14 protein-coding genes are annotated in these 14,446 nt (G+C 55.0%); 7 read left to right on the top strand and 7 right to left on the bottom strand.

Annotated features, from left to right (window positions below; genetic code table 11):
* The first annotated feature begins 123 nt into the window (after positions 1-123).
* The 4 genes from lldP to trmL all read left to right on the top strand — a co-directional run bounded on the left by lldP (position 124) and on the right by trmL (position 4,328).
* Positions 124-1,776 (top strand): L-lactate permease, encoded by a 1,653-nt coding sequence (lldP, locus tag AC3WS9_RS00745; protein ID WP_492486183.1) that lies wholly within the window; start codon positions 124-126, stop codon positions 1,774-1,776.
* Positions 1,773-2,546 (top strand): transcriptional regulator LldR, encoded by a 774-nt coding sequence (lldR, locus tag AC3WS9_RS00740; RefSeq protein ID WP_282492030.1) that lies wholly within the window; start codon positions 1,773-1,775, stop codon positions 2,544-2,546. Before lldP ends, lldR begins: the two co-directional genes overlap by 4 nt.
* Positions 2,543-3,730, top strand: a complete 1,188-nt coding sequence (gene lldD / locus AC3WS9_RS00735) for an FMN-dependent L-lactate dehydrogenase LldD (RefSeq protein WP_285146196.1) — start codon at positions 2,543-2,545, stop codon at positions 3,728-3,730. Before lldR ends, lldD begins: the two co-directional genes overlap by 4 nt.
* Before the next feature lie 124 nt (positions 3,731-3,854).
* Positions 3,855-4,328, top strand: a complete 474-nt coding sequence (gene trmL / locus AC3WS9_RS00730; RefSeq protein ID WP_282492032.1) for a tRNA (uridine(34)/cytosine(34)/5-carboxymethylaminomethyluridine(34)-2'-O)-methyltransferase TrmL — start codon at positions 3,855-3,857, stop codon at positions 4,326-4,328.
* Positions 4,329-4,386: 58 nt separating this feature from the next.
* Here the strand turns inward: trmL and cysE are convergent, their stop codons facing one another.
* From cysE to AC3WS9_RS00705, 5 genes are all read right to left on the bottom strand, one after another.
* On the bottom strand, positions 4,387-5,208 hold the full coding sequence (gene cysE / locus AC3WS9_RS00725) for a serine O-acetyltransferase (protein ID WP_059180464.1): 822 nt from the start codon (positions 5,206-5,208) through the stop codon (positions 4,387-4,389).
* A gap of 79 nt (positions 5,209-5,287) precedes the next feature.
* Positions 5,288-6,307 (bottom strand): NAD(P)H-dependent glycerol-3-phosphate dehydrogenase, encoded by a 1,020-nt coding sequence (gpsA, locus tag AC3WS9_RS00720; RefSeq protein ID WP_492486180.1) that lies wholly within the window; start codon positions 6,305-6,307, stop codon positions 5,288-5,290.
* A complete protein-coding gene (gene secB / locus AC3WS9_RS00715) occupies positions 6,307-6,774 on the bottom strand; it encodes a protein-export chaperone SecB (protein WP_095280190.1) in 468 nt (155 codons plus the stop codon). Before secB ends, gpsA begins: the two co-directional genes overlap by 1 nt.
* A 33-nt stretch (positions 6,775-6,807) precedes the next feature.
* Entirely contained in the window at positions 6,808-7,056 is a 249-nt protein-coding gene (gene grxC / locus AC3WS9_RS00710; RefSeq protein WP_095280188.1) for a glutaredoxin 3, read from the bottom strand.
* Between the two features lie 13 nt (positions 7,057-7,069).
* A complete protein-coding gene (locus AC3WS9_RS00705) occupies positions 7,070-7,501 on the bottom strand; it encodes a rhodanese-like domain-containing protein (protein WP_095280187.1) in 432 nt (143 codons plus the stop codon).
* Between the two features lie 248 nt (positions 7,502-7,749).
* On the opposite strand from AC3WS9_RS00705, the gene gpmM reads away from it, so the two are divergent.
* Genes gpmM through AC3WS9_RS00690 form a run of 3 tightly spaced genes read left to right on the top strand, consistent with a single transcriptional unit; the run spans position 7,750 to position 11,535 of the window.
* Positions 7,750-9,294: a 2,3-bisphosphoglycerate-independent phosphoglycerate mutase gene (gene gpmM, locus AC3WS9_RS00700; protein WP_282492033.1), complete on the top strand. Its 1,545-nt coding sequence runs from the start codon at positions 7,750-7,752 to the stop codon at positions 9,292-9,294.
* A 33-nt stretch (positions 9,295-9,327) separates the two neighbouring features.
* Positions 9,328-10,587 (top strand): murein hydrolase activator EnvC, encoded by a 1,260-nt coding sequence (envC, locus tag AC3WS9_RS00695; protein ID WP_492490292.1) that lies wholly within the window; start codon positions 9,328-9,330, stop codon positions 10,585-10,587.
* Between the two features lie 3 nt (positions 10,588-10,590).
* Positions 10,591-11,535 carry a divergent polysaccharide deacetylase family protein gene (locus AC3WS9_RS00690; protein ID WP_492486178.1) on the top strand — a complete coding sequence of 315 codons (945 nt, stop codon included), beginning with the start codon at positions 10,591-10,593 and terminating at the stop codon, positions 11,533-11,535.
* A 166-nt stretch (positions 11,536-11,701) separates the two neighbouring features.
* On the opposite strand, the gene AC3WS9_RS00685 is transcribed toward AC3WS9_RS00690, so the two are convergent.
* Both AC3WS9_RS00685 and AC3WS9_RS00680 read right to left on the bottom strand, forming a co-directional pair.
* Positions 11,702-13,288 (bottom strand): phosphoethanolamine transferase, encoded by a 1,587-nt coding sequence (locus AC3WS9_RS00685; RefSeq protein ID WP_492486176.1) that lies wholly within the window; start codon positions 13,286-13,288, stop codon positions 11,702-11,704.
* Between the two features lie 294 nt (positions 13,289-13,582).
* Complete coding sequence (locus AC3WS9_RS00680) at positions 13,583-14,383, bottom strand: glycosyltransferase family 2 protein (protein ID WP_492486174.1); 801 nt, start codon at positions 14,381-14,383, stop codon at positions 13,583-13,585.
* Between the last annotated feature and the right edge of the window lie 63 nt (positions 14,384-14,446).

Here is a 14,446-nt window from a genome sequence, read left to right as displayed (position 1 = left end):
AACCATTTGTTGTCATTACCCCTACATCACAATATTGGCAGGACCACTTTTACACAGACTGTGACGCCGAGATGAGCGCAGACTCACCGCGAAGCGGACTGTGCGGTCCTCAGGAGACCTGCAATGAGCCTCTGGCAACAAAACTACGATCCGGCCGGAAACATCTGGCTGTCGAGCTTGATCGCATCGCTGCCGATCCTGTTCTTCTTCGCGCTGATTAAACTCAAGCTGAAGGGTTATCTCGCCGCGACGTACACCGTGGCGATTGCGCTGCTGGTGGCGCTGTTCTTCTACAAAATGCCGGTCGACCACGCGCTGGCGTCGGTGGTTTACGGTTTCTTCTACGGCCTTTGGCCAATCGCCTGGATCATCATTGCGGCGGTCTTCGTCTATAAAATCTCGGTGAAAACCGGGCAGTTCGACATCATTCGTTCATCGATACTTTCCATTACCCCCGATCAGCGTCTGCAGATGCTGATTGTCGGTTTCTGCTTCGGAGCGTTCCTCGAAGGGGCGGCGGGGTTTGGTGCGCCGGTGGCGATCACCGCTGCGCTGCTGGTCGGGCTCGGCTTTAATCCGCTGTATGCCGCGGGCCTGTGCCTGATCGTTAACACCGCGCCGGTGGCATTCGGTGCGATGGGGATTCCGATTCTGGTGGCCGGACAGGTGACCGGTCTGGACAGCTTTGAGATCGGCCAGATGGTGGGCCGTCAGCTGCCGTTCCTGACCATCATCGTGCTGTTCTGGATCATGGCGATTATGGACGGCTGGCGCGGCGTGAAAGAGACCTGGCCTGCGGTGGTTGTCGCGGGTGGCTCTTTTGCTATCGCCCAGTATCTCAGCTCCAACTTCATTGGCCCGGAACTGCCGGACATCATCTCTTCTCTGGTGTCGCTGGTCTGCCTGACGCTGTTCCTCAAGCGCTGGCAGCCGGTGCGGGTCTTCCGCTTCGGCGATATGGGCGCGGCGCAGGTCGACCAGACGCTGGCGCGCACCCATTACAGCGTCGGCCAGATTGTTCGCGCGTGGTCGCCGTTCCTGTTCCTGACCGCCACCGTGACGCTCTGGAGCGTCCCGCCGTTTAAAGCGCTGTTCGCTCCGGGCGGCGCGCTGTACGACATGGTGATTAATATCTCCGTGCCGTTCCTCGACAAAATGGTGGCCCGCATGCCGCCGGTCGTTCACGAAGCGACGCCGTATGCCGCGGTCTATAAGTTCGACTGGTTCTCGGCAACCGGCACGGCGATCCTGTTTGCGGCTATTCTTTCTGTGGTGTGGCTGCGCATGAAACCTGCCGCCGCTATCCAGACTTTTGCCAGCACGCTGAAAGAACTGGCCCTGCCGATTTACTCCATCGGGATGGTGCTGGCCTTCGCGTTCATCTCGAACTACTCCGGCCTCTCCTCGACGCTGGCGTTAGCCCTGGCCCACACCGGCCACGCGTTCACCTTCTTCTCGCCGTTCCTCGGCTGGCTGGGGGTGTTCCTGACAGGTTCCGATACCTCGTCTAACGCCCTCTTTGCCGCGCTACAGGCGACCGCCGCGCAGCAGATTGGCGTCTCGGATGTGTTGTTAGTCGCGGCAAACACCACCGGCGGCGTGACGGGCAAGATGATCTCCCCGCAGTCCATCGCCATTGCCTGTGCGGCGGTGGGACTGGTGGGGAAAGAGTCGGACCTGTTCCGCTTTACCGTCAAACACAGCCTGATTTTCACCTGCATGGTGGGCGTGATCACCACGCTTCAGGCCTATGTCTTAACCTGGATGATTCCATGATAGTGATGCCCAGACGCCTGTCCGACGAGATCGCCTCTCGCGTGCGGGCGCTGATTGAAGAACAACAGCTGGAAGCGGGCATGAAATTGCCCGCAGAGCGCCAGCTGGCGGCGCAGCTTGGTGTGTCGCGCAACTCACTGCGCGAGGCGCTGGCGACGCTGGTCAGCGAGGGCGTGCTGCTGAGCCGTCGCGGCGGCGGGACCTTTGTCCGCTGGCAGCACGACGACTGGTCCGAGCAAAACATCGTTCAGCCCCTCAAAACGCTGATGGAGAACGATCCGGACTACAGTTTCGATATCCTCGAAGCCCGCCACGCCATCGAAGCCAGCACCGCCTGGCACGCGGCGATGCGCGCCACGGATGCCGACAAAGAGAAGCTCAAAGCCTGTTTTGAAGCGACGCAGAGCGATAATCCGGATATCGCCTCGCAGGCGGATGTGCGTTTTCACCTCGCCATTGCCGAGGCCTCGCATAACGTAGTGCTCCTGCAAACCATGCGCGGATTTTTCGATCTGCTGCAATCCTCCGTCAAACAGAGCCGCCAGCGCATGTATCTCGTCCCGCCGGTCTTTGCGCAGCTCACGGAGCAGCACCAGGCTGTGCTCGACGCCATTCTTAAAGGCGATGCCGACGCCGCGCGCAAAGCGATGATGGCGCACCTCGGCTTCGTCCACACCACCATCAAACGATTCGATGAAGATCAGGCCCGACAGGCGCGCATTACCCGCCTGCCCGGCGATCATGATATTTCCAGGGAGAACAAAGCATGATTATTTCCGCAGCCAGTGACTATCGCGCCGCGGCGCAGCGCATCCTGCCCCCATTCCTGTTCCACTACATCGACGGCGGGGCGTACTCCGAATACACCCTGCGCCGCAACGTGGAAGACCTGTCCGAGGTGGCGTTGCGCCAGCGCGTGCTGAGGAATATGTCCGACCTGAGTCTGGAGACGAAGCTGTTCAACGAGACGCTCTCAATGCCCGTGGCCCTTGCGCCCGTTGGCTTGTGCGGCATGTACGCGCGTCGTGGTGAAGTACAAGCCGCTGCGGCAGCTGATGCCAAAGGCATCCCGTTTACGCTCTCGACGGTGTCCGTCTGCCCAATCGAAGAGGTGGCCCCGACCATCAAGCGCCCGATGTGGTTCCAGCTGTACGTCCTGCGCGATCGCGGCTTTATGCGTAACGCGCTGGAGCGCGCCAAAGCGGCGGGCTGTTCAACGCTGGTGTTTACGGTGGATATGCCCACGCCAGGCGCGCGCTATCGCGATGCGCACTCGGGCATGAGCGGCGCGAACGCGGCCATGCGCCGCTACTGGCAGGCGGTGACGCACCCGCAGTGGGCGTGGGATGTCGGCGTGAACGGTCGCCCGCACGATCTGGGTAATATTTCGGCCTATCTCGGCAAACCGACGGGGCTGGAAGATTACATCGGCTGGCTGGCGAATAACTTCGATCCGTCGATTTCGTGGAAAGATCTGGAGTGGATCCGCGAGTTCTGGGACGGCCCGATGGTGATCAAAGGGATTCTCGATCCGGAAGATGCGCGCGACGCGGTGCGTTTTGGCGCAGACGGGATTGTGGTGTCGAACCACGGCGGCCGCCAGCTGGACGGCGTGCTCTCTTCCGCGCGCGCGCTGCCAGCCATTGCCGACGCGGTGAAGGGCGATATCGCGATTCTGGCCGACAGCGGCATCCGCAACGGGCTGGACGTGGTGCGTATGATTGCCCTCGGCGCTGACAGCGTGCTGCTGGGGCGTGCTTATCTGTATGCCCTCGCAACCCACGGCCAGGCGGGCGTGGCGAATCTCCTGAACCTGATTGAGAAAGAGATGAAAGTGGCGATGACCCTGACCGGGGCGAAAACTATCGGGGAGATCAGCAAGGATTCGCTGGTGCAGGAGCTGAGTCAATTACCTGCGGCGCTGGCTCCGCTGGCGCGAGGGGACGCGGCTTAGGTTGGGTGCGGTCTGATCCCCTCACCCTAACCCTCTCCCCAAAGGGGCGAGGGGACTAAACGGTGCACCGGGTGAGGGTTAGGGAAATATCTGCTATCCTGCCCCCGCATTTTAAGGGGGCTGCATGCTTAACATCGTATTATTCGAACCAGAAATCCCGCCGAATACCGGGAATATCATCCGCCTGTGCGCTAACACCGGTTTTCGTCTGCACATCATCGAGCCAATGGGTTTCGCGTGGGATGACAAACGTCTGCGCCGCGCCGGGCTGGATTATCACGAATTCACCGCCGTGATGCGTCATCATGATTATGCCGCGTTTATGGAAGCAGAAAAGCCGCAGCGCATGTTTGCCCTGACGACCAAAGGTACGCCAGCGCACAGCGCGGTGAGCTATCAGGAAGGGGATTATCTGATGTTTGGCCCTGAGACGCGCGGCCTGCCTGCCACCATTCTTGACGCCCTGCCCGCCGAGCAAAAAATCCGTATTCCGATGATGCCAGACAGCCGGAGCATGAACCTGTCGAACGCGGTGTCGGTGGTGGTGTATGAGGCCTGGCGCCAGCTGGGGTATGCCGGCGCGGTATTGCGGAGCTGATAGTGTCGGGTGGCGCTTCGCTTACCCGACCTACGGGCTTGCGCCACCGGGCGGGGTGTTAAATCCCGTCACCATACTCAAAGGTATGGTGAATACCGTTGAAATGCTGATCCATATCCATCGCTGGTTTATCGCTCTCTGGCTTGCCAACGATACGCGCCGGTACGCCAGCAGCGGTGGTATGCGGCGGAACGGGCTGCAACACGACGGAACCCGCGCCAATCTTCGCGCCACGCCCCACTTCGATATTACCGAGAATCTTCGCCCCCGCGCCAATCATCACCCCTTCACGGATTTTCGGGTGACGATCGCCGCTGGTTTTACCTGTACCGCCAAGGGTCACGGATTGCAGGATAGAGACGTCATCTTCAATGACCGCCGTCTCCCCAACCACAATGCCCGTGGCGTGGTCGAGCATGATCCCACGGCCAATTTTCGCCGCCGGGTGGATATCGACCTGGAAGGTCACGGAAACCTGGTTTTGCAGGAAGATGGCCAGCGCGCGGCGGCCCTCGTTCCACAGCCAGTGGCCGATGCGGTAGGCCTGCAAAGCGTGGAAGCCTTTCAGATACAGCAGCGGCGTGGAATATTTATCGACTGCCGGGTCACGCGTACGCACCGCCTGAATATCACAGGCAGCGGAGGCAATCATTTCAGGATCGGCGGCATACGCCTCTTCCACCACTTCGCGAATGGCAATGGCGGGCATGATGGAGGAAGCCAGTTTGTTGGCGAGCATATAGCTCAGGGCGCTGCCGAGGTTTTCATGCTTGAGTAGCGTCGCGTGGTAGAAACTGGCAAGCATCGGCTCGCAGTCGGCCAAAGCCCGGGCTTCGGCTTTAATATTGTTCCAGACGATATCCAGTTCTTCACACGGCATTGCTTACTCCAGGCGGTATCATAATGACCGGCCAGTTCTGCGCCAGCCGGGTCATTCAGGTGACTAAGATTCCCTGCGATTAGTTACTGCTGCGCTCGTCCTTGCGTGAGCGACCTAACAGGGTTAATGCTGCCTCGCGCGCATTTTTTCCGCAATACAATACCTGATAAATTTCCTCGGTTATTGGCATTTCGACACCAAATCGGTGCGCCAATTCCCGAACTTCTTTGGTATTGCGGTAGCCTTCAACCACCTGGCCAATCTTCTCCTGCGCACCGATCACATCCATGCCCTGTCCGAGCATCATGCCGAAACGGCGGTTACGAGACTGGTTGTCGGTACAGGTCAGCACCAGATCGCCTAAACCGGCCATGCCCATAAAGGTGGCAGGATCGGCACCCAGCGCGGTCCCGAGACGAGACATTTCGGTCAATCCGCGAGTGATCAGCGCCGTACGCGCGTTCGCGCCAAAACCGATACCGTCGGACATCCCGGCACCAATCGCGATGACGTTTTTCACCGCGCCGCCCAGCTGCACGCCGATGAAATCAGGGTTGCTGTAGACACGGAAGCTCTTACCGCAGTGCAGCAAGTGCTGAAGATCGTCAGAGAAGGTTTGATCGATGGAGGCCAGGGAGATCGCCGTCGGCAGGCCTGCGGCCAGCTCTTTGGCGAACGTCGGCCCGGAAATCACCGCAAGCGGAATGTCATCCCCAAGGATTTCTCGCGCGACATCCTGCAAGAGACGCCCGGTTTCCGCTTCGAGACCTTTCGTGGCCCACACAATGCGCGCATCGGGGCGCATCAGCGCTTTAATCTGATGCAGCACCTGGCCAAAGACATGGCTCGGCACCACCACCAGAATGTTGCGGCTGGCGGCCAGTGCGGTCGCGAGATCGCTTTCGAGATGCAGCGAATCAGGGAAAGGCACGTCAGGGAGAAACGCCACGTTGCAGCGGTCGTGTTGCAACGTCGCGATATGTTTGGGATCGTGGCCCCAGAGAACCACTTCGTGACCATTTCTCGCCAGAGTGATGGCAAGAGCGGTGCCGTACGAGCCGGCACCGATCACAGTCATTGACGCATTAACTGTACTCATCAGGCATCCTGATGTTGGTCAGTACCTTCGCCAGCTTGCTGCTGCAGATAGTTCATGAACAGCGCATCGAAGTTCACTGGCGCAAGGTTCAGCTGCGGGAATGTACCGCGGGAGACCAGGCTGGTGATGCATTCGCGAGCATACGGGAACAGGATGTTCGGGCAGTATGCACCCAGGCAATGCGCCAGCTGATTACCTTCGATACCGCCCACGGAGAAGATACCGCCCTGCTGTACTTCGCACAGGAATGCAGTCTCTTCGCCCAGCGCAGCGGTAACGGTCACACGCAGCACAACTTCATACACGTCATCTGCCAGTTGAGTAGATGCGGTATCCAGATCAAGTTTAACCTCTGGCTGCCAATCTTTCTGGAAAACGTGCGGCGCATTTGGAGCTTCAAAAGAGACATCTTTGGTGTAGATGCGCTGGATCTGGAAACTCATTTCGTTGTTGTTTTGTTCTGACATGGAAATACCCTTTTTAATTGTCCTAAAACGCTATCACAGCAGGGGATCGAGCCCGCCGCTTGCATCCAGCGCATACAAGTCATCACAGCCGCCAATGTGCTGCGCATCAATAAAAATCTGCGGAACCGTCGTGCGGCCACTACGTTTGATCATCTCTTCACGTTTTGCCGCATCACCATCAATGGGCAGTTCCTGGAAAGTTACCCCTTTGCTGTTCAGCAGCGCTTTTGCACGATGGCAAAACGGGCAGGTCGCTTTGGTGTAGATTTCAATATTGGCCATCACGTCGTTCCTCTTATTTACCGCGAACTAAAGGCAGGTTTTCACCGCTCCAGCCAGAGACGCCGTCTTTCAGCACGAAGACTTTATCGAAGCCGGCTTTGGTGAGTGCGCTTGCTGGGTCCTGAGCCTGCATCCCGGTACCGTCGACGACGATAATCGGTTTGTCTTTATGCTTTTCCAGCTCGCCAAGATTGTTGGCTTTGATTTCTGTCGGCAGCAGGTTAATAGAACCGGCAATGTGACCTTTACGGAAATCATCACGTTGGCGCAGATCCACAACGACCGCGTCTTCTTTGTTGATGAGGCGCGTTGCTTCGCCACGCGTAATGACCTTAACTTTAGACGTAAGACCTTTAAACGTAGTGAACAGCACAGCGGCCAGTAAACCAATCCACGCGATACTCAGTACTGGGTGGCGGCTAACAAATTGCATAATTTCTTGCATGGGGGGTAACAACTCCCGACGTAGTGATTAAAAAAACCAGGACAGGAGTATACCTGTGCGTTGTGGCAAATACAGCCAGCGAGAATAAGCTAATCCATTTTCTGCGGCATGCCACGAAAAAAAAGCGTCAAAATGAGGATAGCCGCTGCCTGTGCCAGCGCTTTCTTTGATCTTCTGTGGCTACTTTATCGATTCAGCTGTAGTAAAATCAGGCAAATTTTTTGTCTCTTGAGCATGAGGATGTCGCAATGTCGGTCTCTAAAAAACCTATGGTACTGGTGATTCTGGATGGTTATGGCTATCGCGAAGACAGCCAGGATAACGCCATTTTCAACGCTAAAACCCCGGTCATGGATGCGCTGTGGGCAAAACGTCCGCATACCCTGATTGACGCTTCAGGCCTGGAAGTGGGCCTGCCAGACCGTCAGATGGGCAACTCCGAAGTTGGACACGTCAACCTGGGCGCGGGTCGTATCGTTTATCAGGACCTGACCCGTCTGGACGTTGAAATTAAAGAACGGACTTTCTTCACCAACCCAACGCTGACTGGCGCGGTGGATAAAGCGGTGAAAGCCGGTAAAGCCGTTCACATCATGGGTCTGCTCTCTGCCGGTGGCGTTCACAGCCACGAAGATCACATCCTGGCGATGGTTGAGATGGCAGCCGAGCGCGGCGCAGAAAAAATCTATCTGCACGCTTTCCTCGACGGTCGCGACACTCCGCCGCGCAGCGCGAAATCTTCCCTGCAAACTTTCGAAGATAAATTTGCTGAACTGGGCAAAGGCCGCGTGGCGTCCATCATTGGCCGCTACTTCGCCATGGACCGCGACAACCGTTGGGATCGCGTTGAACAAGCTTACGACCTGATGACTCAGGCGAAAGGCGAATTCCAGTTTGATACCGCTGTTGAAGGCCTGGAAGCCGCTTACGCGCGCGACGAAAACGACGAATTCGTGAAAGCGACCGTGATCCGCGCTGAAGGCCAGGCCGACGCCGCGATGGAAGATGGCGATGCGCTGATCTTCATGAACTTCCGCGCTGACCGTGCTCGTGAAATTACCCGCGCTTTTGTGAACAGCGATTTCGACGGTTTCGCCCGTAAGAAAGTTGTGAACCTCGACTTCATCATGCTGACCGAATACGCCGCAGACATCAAAGTGCCTTGCGCGTATCCACCAGCATCGCTCGCCAACACCTTCGGCGAATGGATGGCGAAGAACGATAAAACTCAGCTGCGTATCTCCGAAACCGAGAAATATGCGCACGTGACCTTCTTCTTCAACGGTGGCGTAGAAGAGCCGTTCAAAGGCGAAGATCGCATTCTGATCAACTCCCCGAAAGTGGCGACCTACGATCTGCAGCCGGAAATGAGCTCCGCTGAGCTGACTGAAAAACTGGTCGCGGCGATCAAGAGCGGCAAGTACGACACCATCATCTGTAACTACCCGAACGGCGACATGGTCGGTCATACGGGCGTGATGGAAGCGGCGGTGAAGGCGGTTGAAGCCCTGGATCACTGCGTTGATGAAGTGACCAAAGCGGTAGAAGAAGTCGGCGGCCAGCTGCTGATTACGGCTGACCACGGCAACGCAGAACAGATGCGCGATCCGTCTACCGGCCAGGCGCACACAGCGCACACCAACCTGCCGGTTCCGCTGATCTACGTGGGTGAGAAATCTCTGAAAGCAGTGGAAGGCGGCAAGCTTTCCGACATCGCGCCGACCATGTTGACGCTGATGGGCATGGAAATCCCGCAAGAGATGACTGGCAAGCCGCTGTTCATCGTGGAATAATCCCTCCCCATGAGGGGAAAGGCGATTTTTTCAATCACATGGGTCGTGAAACCGTTACGGTTATCAGTCAGGCCTCTGCTTTACGCCAGCGCACTCAGCGCTGGCGTATTGCTGTGCGCCGCATCCGCCCACGCTGACGATCGCGATCAGCTCAAATCGATTCAGGCCGATATCGCCGCCAAAGAGCGCGCGGTACGCCAACAGCAACAACAACGCTCCTCTCTGCTCGCACAGTTAAAGCAGCAGGAAGAGGCGATCTCCGCCGCCGCGCGCAAACTGCGCGAAACCCAGAACACCCTCGCCGTGCTGAATAAGCAAATCGATGAAATGAACGCGTCGATTGCCAAACTGGAGCTCCAGCGAGCCAGCCAGGAACGCAATCTTGCGGCACAGCTCGACGCTGCGTTTCGTCAGGGTGAGCATACGGGCATTCAGCTGATCCTCAGCGGTGAACAGAGCCAGCGCGGACAGCGCCTGCAGGCCTATTTTGGCTATCTGAACCAGGCTCGCCAGGAGACCATCGCGCAGCTCAAACAGACGCGGGAAGAGGTCACTTCGCAGAAAGCCGAGCTGGAAGAGAAACAGAGCCAGCAGCAAACTCTGCTTTACGATCAGCAGGCCCAGCAGGCGAAGCTGGAACAGGCGCGGAACGAACGTAAGAAAACCCTCTCCGGGCTGGAGTCTTCCATTCAGGAAGGCCAGACACAGCTGGGCGAAATGCGCGCCAACGAATCCAAACTACGCAACTCTATTGCCCGCGCCGAAGCGGCCGCCAAAGCGCGTGCCGAAAAAGAGGCGCGCGACGCGCAGGCCGTGAAAGACCGTCAGCAGGAAGCCTCCCGTAAAGGCTCAACCTATAAACCGACAGAAAGCGAGCGTTCGCTCATCTCACGTACCGGCGGTTTGGGTGCGCCACGCGGACAAGCCTTCTGGCCGGTTCGCGGCTCAATCTTGCATCGCTATGGCGAACAGTTGCAGGGTGAGCTACGTTGGAAGGGTATCGTGATTGGCGCGTCGGAAGGCAGCGAAGTCAAAGCGATCGCCGATGGCCGCGTGATCCTCGCCGACTGGCTGCAGGGTTATGGCTTGGTGGTGGTGGTTGAGCACGGGAAAGGCGACATGAGTCTTTACGGCTACAACCAAAGCGCGCTGGTCAGCGTCGGTACACAGGTCCGCGCAGGACAACCTATCGCCCTTGTGGGCAGTAGTGGCGGTCAGGGCCGCCCGTCACTCTATTTCGAAATTCGTCGCCAGGGTCAGGCGGTCAATCCACAGCCGTGGTTGGGAAGATAAGTTTTGCTTCAATTTCGTCGTCTTGTTCTCTCCGTCGTCAGTGCACTGGCGCTGGCTTCACCGGTTTACGCAGGCAAATTAGCGATCGTCATTGATGACTTTGGCTATCGTCCGCACAACGAAAATCAGGTGCTGGCGATGCCGTCGGCCATCTCCGTCGCCGTCTTACCTAACGCTCCACACGCGCGTGAAATGGCGACCAAAGCCCACAACAGCGGGCATGAAGTCCTCATCCACCTGCCGATGGCTCCCCTGAGCAAACAGCCTCTGGAAAAAGACACCCTGCGCCCGGACATGAGCAGCGACGAGATCGAGCGCATCATCCGCGACGCCTATGGCAAAGTGCCGTTTGCGGTCGGGCTGAACAACCATATGGGCAGCGCGATGACCTCCAGCCTGTTCGGGATGCAGAAAGTGATGCAGGCGCTGGAGCGCTACAATCTCTACTTCCTCGACAGTATGACCATCGGCAACAGCCAGTCGATGCGCGCCGCACAGGGCACTGGCGTGAAGGTGATTAAGCGCAAAGTGTTCCTCGATGACACGCAGAATGAAGCCGATATCCGTTTCCAGTTTAACCGCGCTGTGAAACTTGCTCAGCGTACCGGTTCGGCGATCGCCATTGGGCACCCGCATCCGTCAACGGTCCGCGTATTGCAGCAGATGCTGCCGACACTGCCTCCGGACATCACGCTGGTGCGCCCGAGCGATCTCCTGAACGAGCCGCAGGTGGACACCTCACGACCAGACAACTCCACGCCGCCAGGCAGCAACCCGCGCACGGAGCCGAAAAATCCGTTCCGCGGCGTGCAGATTTGCAGACCGAAACAACCGCCTGAGCCGGTCTACGCAACCCGATTCTTCACGGTGATTGGTGAGAGCGTCAGCCAAAGCTCGCTGGTGACTTACTTCCAGCACCAGTGGCAGGGCTGGGGTAAGAAAGCGTAAAGGTAATAAGCCACTTTCAATGAGTGAGTGGCTTATTATTTCAGTTTAACTTAGATGTGCCACCAGGGATCCTAACGTAGATTGTCGACATAACATTAATTTTTTAATCTGATGACCACTCCTCTGTTCTGATAATTAAAAACACACTAAATACAGCTTATCTACATTAATGAATATTACTCCACTCATAGAGCTTGCCCGTAGTGTCCATAATCGAGACTGTTTTATCATATCCGGATAACCAGGAATACACTGTTTTTACCGGCATTCCTTGCCGATGTATTCCTAGCCATAGCTCGGTAAGCGTATTAATATCATCCGTTGACCAGACTGTATTATAAGTACCGATCATTTTATCTTCTGTATTATCAGGATGGCTATACCAAATGAATACAGGGACATGCAAAGCCTCTTTCGGCGGGTTTACATTACCATGCGAATATACCACCGCTCGATGGGGATCTCGTATCAGGCCGTGATCGGAAAAATACATAACAGAAGATCGCGTATTTTCCAGAGTACGAAATACTTTACCCATTAAGGTATCGGTATAACGCACAGAATTATCATAGCAATCATCTGCTTCGCTTCCACCTGAAAATACTGTATTACTCACAGGAAAACGTTGGCATGCCGGTTCATGACTACCGTATAGATGTAATACAATAAATTTTTTCCCTGGTTTACTCAGCGCTTCGTCCAGGAGCGGTAACAACTCTTCGTCATTACCCTGATCTACCCATTTTGACTTTGTTGCATTCATTGCAATCCCGGTAATAATATTGTTATGTGCACCACCTTTACCCTGACGGCTAAACCAATAAGTTTCGTACCCGGCTTTATTCGCAATATTGATTATATTATCCCCATAGTTCCGTGAGTCCCGAGCATTGACTGAATCGGCAGTTATGGCTAATGGCACAGCCATGATTGTGACAGGCGCAGGGGATATGGCATGGGTAAATATAAGAAGCTTTTTTTGTTGCTGCTGCTCAATGAGCTCAGGAGTCGTGTTTCTCTGATAACCATAGATACTCATATTAGCCGTGCGTTCTGATTCACCAATAATAAGCATATAGTTGTCGATACCCGTTAGGGATAGATTGAGTTTATAATTAGGGATGTTGTTACCAATGTTTGCGACAACCGAAATATCATCTATACCTTGCATAAATACTTTCGCAGTACTAACAGGGGTAACTTGAATAAAGCGTTGCGCCAGACTTTCTACATTGCTTCTTCTGATTTGATGTAAGTAGGCTTGTGCAAAAAACCCAAACAACGTAAGACTTAATATAACAACTGGCCAGCGGCGAAGACTCCATTTAATAGGATACAAACCTGAATTAGCAGTGTAAATAAACAGGGTGCTAAGCGCCATAAAAACGAGGCAGTCGCGCCAGTAAAGACCTAGCATCGAGCTTGCCTCTTCAGGCGTGGTATGAAGCACGCTCATTGCAAAACCATAGCTAAATGCTGAATTGAAATTTTTCCACGCGTATAATTGAAGGCTGACATCTACGGCGACAGGAATTAATGCAACAACTGCCAATATATTTCTGATAGTTTTATTATCAATGCACTTTAATGTCAGCATAATCAATAAAAATATCAAGGTTCTGTTAACCGCGGTGTGACTCTTTGCATTTAAAACATTAACACAAAATATTATAAGCACTGAGGCAATCAATAAATTGCTGGTTGTTAATCTTGAACTACTTTCAACAGCCTTATTAGAAAACAGAATCGACATAATCACCTGAGTTTATATTATGATTTTTCATGAGGTTATCATTAATGATCAAATGTTCAATGCGCCAGCATCGACTAAACATATAAATAAGGAGATATAATTCAGAGAGAAGGTATGTCGGTAAATTAGTTTGAAAGAAAATTCGCTGAATAAAATATAACCTATCAGGTTAAATAGCCTAAATAGTATTAGCACTGTGTTGGCTATTGCCAGTATAAAATGAATCCCTGCTCAGGATTACTTTCCCAGACTAGCTCGAGCGCATCGCGTCGAAGTCTCTCAGGAAATCAGGGTTTATTCAGTGAGATGAGAGTCCGCTGATTTTTTTGCCGCGGACTCTTTTTTATCCTGATGCTGATACCAGGCTTTGAAATACTTCAGGAAGCTATAGGACGTGGCATACAGTCCCGTCACCACCCCCACTTTCCCCTGTCGCCAGGCACCGCTGAAAAGATACCATTTGAAGAACGCGCCGATACCGCTGATGATTCCGCGCCCAATCGAAGGCCGCACGTTCTGGTATTTCACCAGCCGTGACGTGTAGCTGTTCAGCTTATTAAAGACTTCATGAAGATTGTAGAAGGTGTCGTGGCGAACACGCCCTGGCATTTTGATCGCCTGAAGCGCGCCCTCCACTTTGTCATCCACCGGGCGGTGATTAAACCGGGCGTGAGTGCGATTAAACAGACGCACCGGGAAATCCGGGGATGAAATGGGATAGAGGGTCCGGACTTCTTCACCCAGCACATGCCAGTAGCGCGCAATACGCCAGGCCTGGTTTGCCGCAGGCTCTTCGCTCGCTTTGAGCGCCAGAATAAAATCGACCGTTTCAGCGTCGAGGATCTCATCGCTGTCCATACACAGCACCCAGTCGTTGCTCGCCAGATCAATCGCATGATTCATCTGCGCGCCATGCATCGCATACGGGTGATAGTGAGGAGAGAGGCCGTATTCCCGGCAGATATTGAGTGTGGCATCCGTGCTTCCGGAATCCACCACGACGAATTCATCCGCCACCGCGAGAAGCGGCGGAAGCACTTCACGCAGCAGACGTGCGGAGTTACAGGTCAATAAACAAACGGTAAGCTTGAACATAGGCGCTGTAAAAGTAAACGAAACTTAAACAGACTTTATAAGCGTGTGGGTAAAAAAGCGAAG

The organism is Lelliottia sp. EB106-05-01-XG201 (assembly GCF_058791735.1).
The sequence above is the reverse complement of the archived record's forward strand: the minus strand, read 5'-3'. Positions and strand labels throughout refer to the sequence as shown.

Bases quoted from the DNA above. Each gene is read 5' to 3' on its own strand.
- AC3WS9_RS00680 (WP_492486174.1), bottom strand. From the start codon at position 14,383: ATGTTCAAGCTTACCGTTTGTTTATTGACCTGTAACTCCGCACGTCTG.
- gpmM (WP_282492033.1), top strand. From the start codon at position 7,750: ATGTCGGTCTCTAAAAAACCTATGGTACTGGTGATTCTGGATGGTTAT.
- lldR (WP_282492030.1), top strand. From the start codon at position 1,773: ATGATAGTGATGCCCAGACGCCTGTCCGACGAGATCGCCTCTCGCGTG.
- lldD (WP_285146196.1), top strand. From the start codon at position 2,543: ATGATTATTTCCGCAGCCAGTGACTATCGCGCCGCGGCGCAGCGCATC.
- cysE (WP_059180464.1), bottom strand. From the start codon at position 5,208: ATGCCGTGTGAAGAACTGGATATCGTCTGGAACAATATTAAAGCCGAA.
- AC3WS9_RS00705 (WP_095280187.1), bottom strand. From the start codon at position 7,501: ATGCAAGAAATTATGCAATTTGTTAGCCGCCACCCAGTACTGAGTATC.
- trmL (WP_282492032.1), top strand. From the start codon at position 3,855: ATGCTTAACATCGTATTATTCGAACCAGAAATCCCGCCGAATACCGGG.
- AC3WS9_RS00685 (WP_492486176.1), bottom strand. From the start codon at position 13,288: ATGTCGATTCTGTTTTCTAATAAGGCTGTTGAAAGTAGTTCAAGATTA.
- grxC (WP_095280188.1), bottom strand. From the start codon at position 7,056: ATGGCCAATATTGAAATCTACACCAAAGCGACCTGCCCGTTTTGCCAT.
- secB (WP_095280190.1), bottom strand. From the start codon at position 6,774: ATGTCAGAACAAAACAACAACGAAATGAGTTTCCAGATCCAGCGCATC.
- gpsA (WP_492486180.1), bottom strand. From the start codon at position 6,307: ATGAGTACAGTTAATGCGTCAATGACTGTGATCGGTGCCGGCTCGTAC.
- lldP (WP_492486183.1), top strand. From the start codon at position 124: ATGAGCCTCTGGCAACAAAACTACGATCCGGCCGGAAACATCTGGCTG.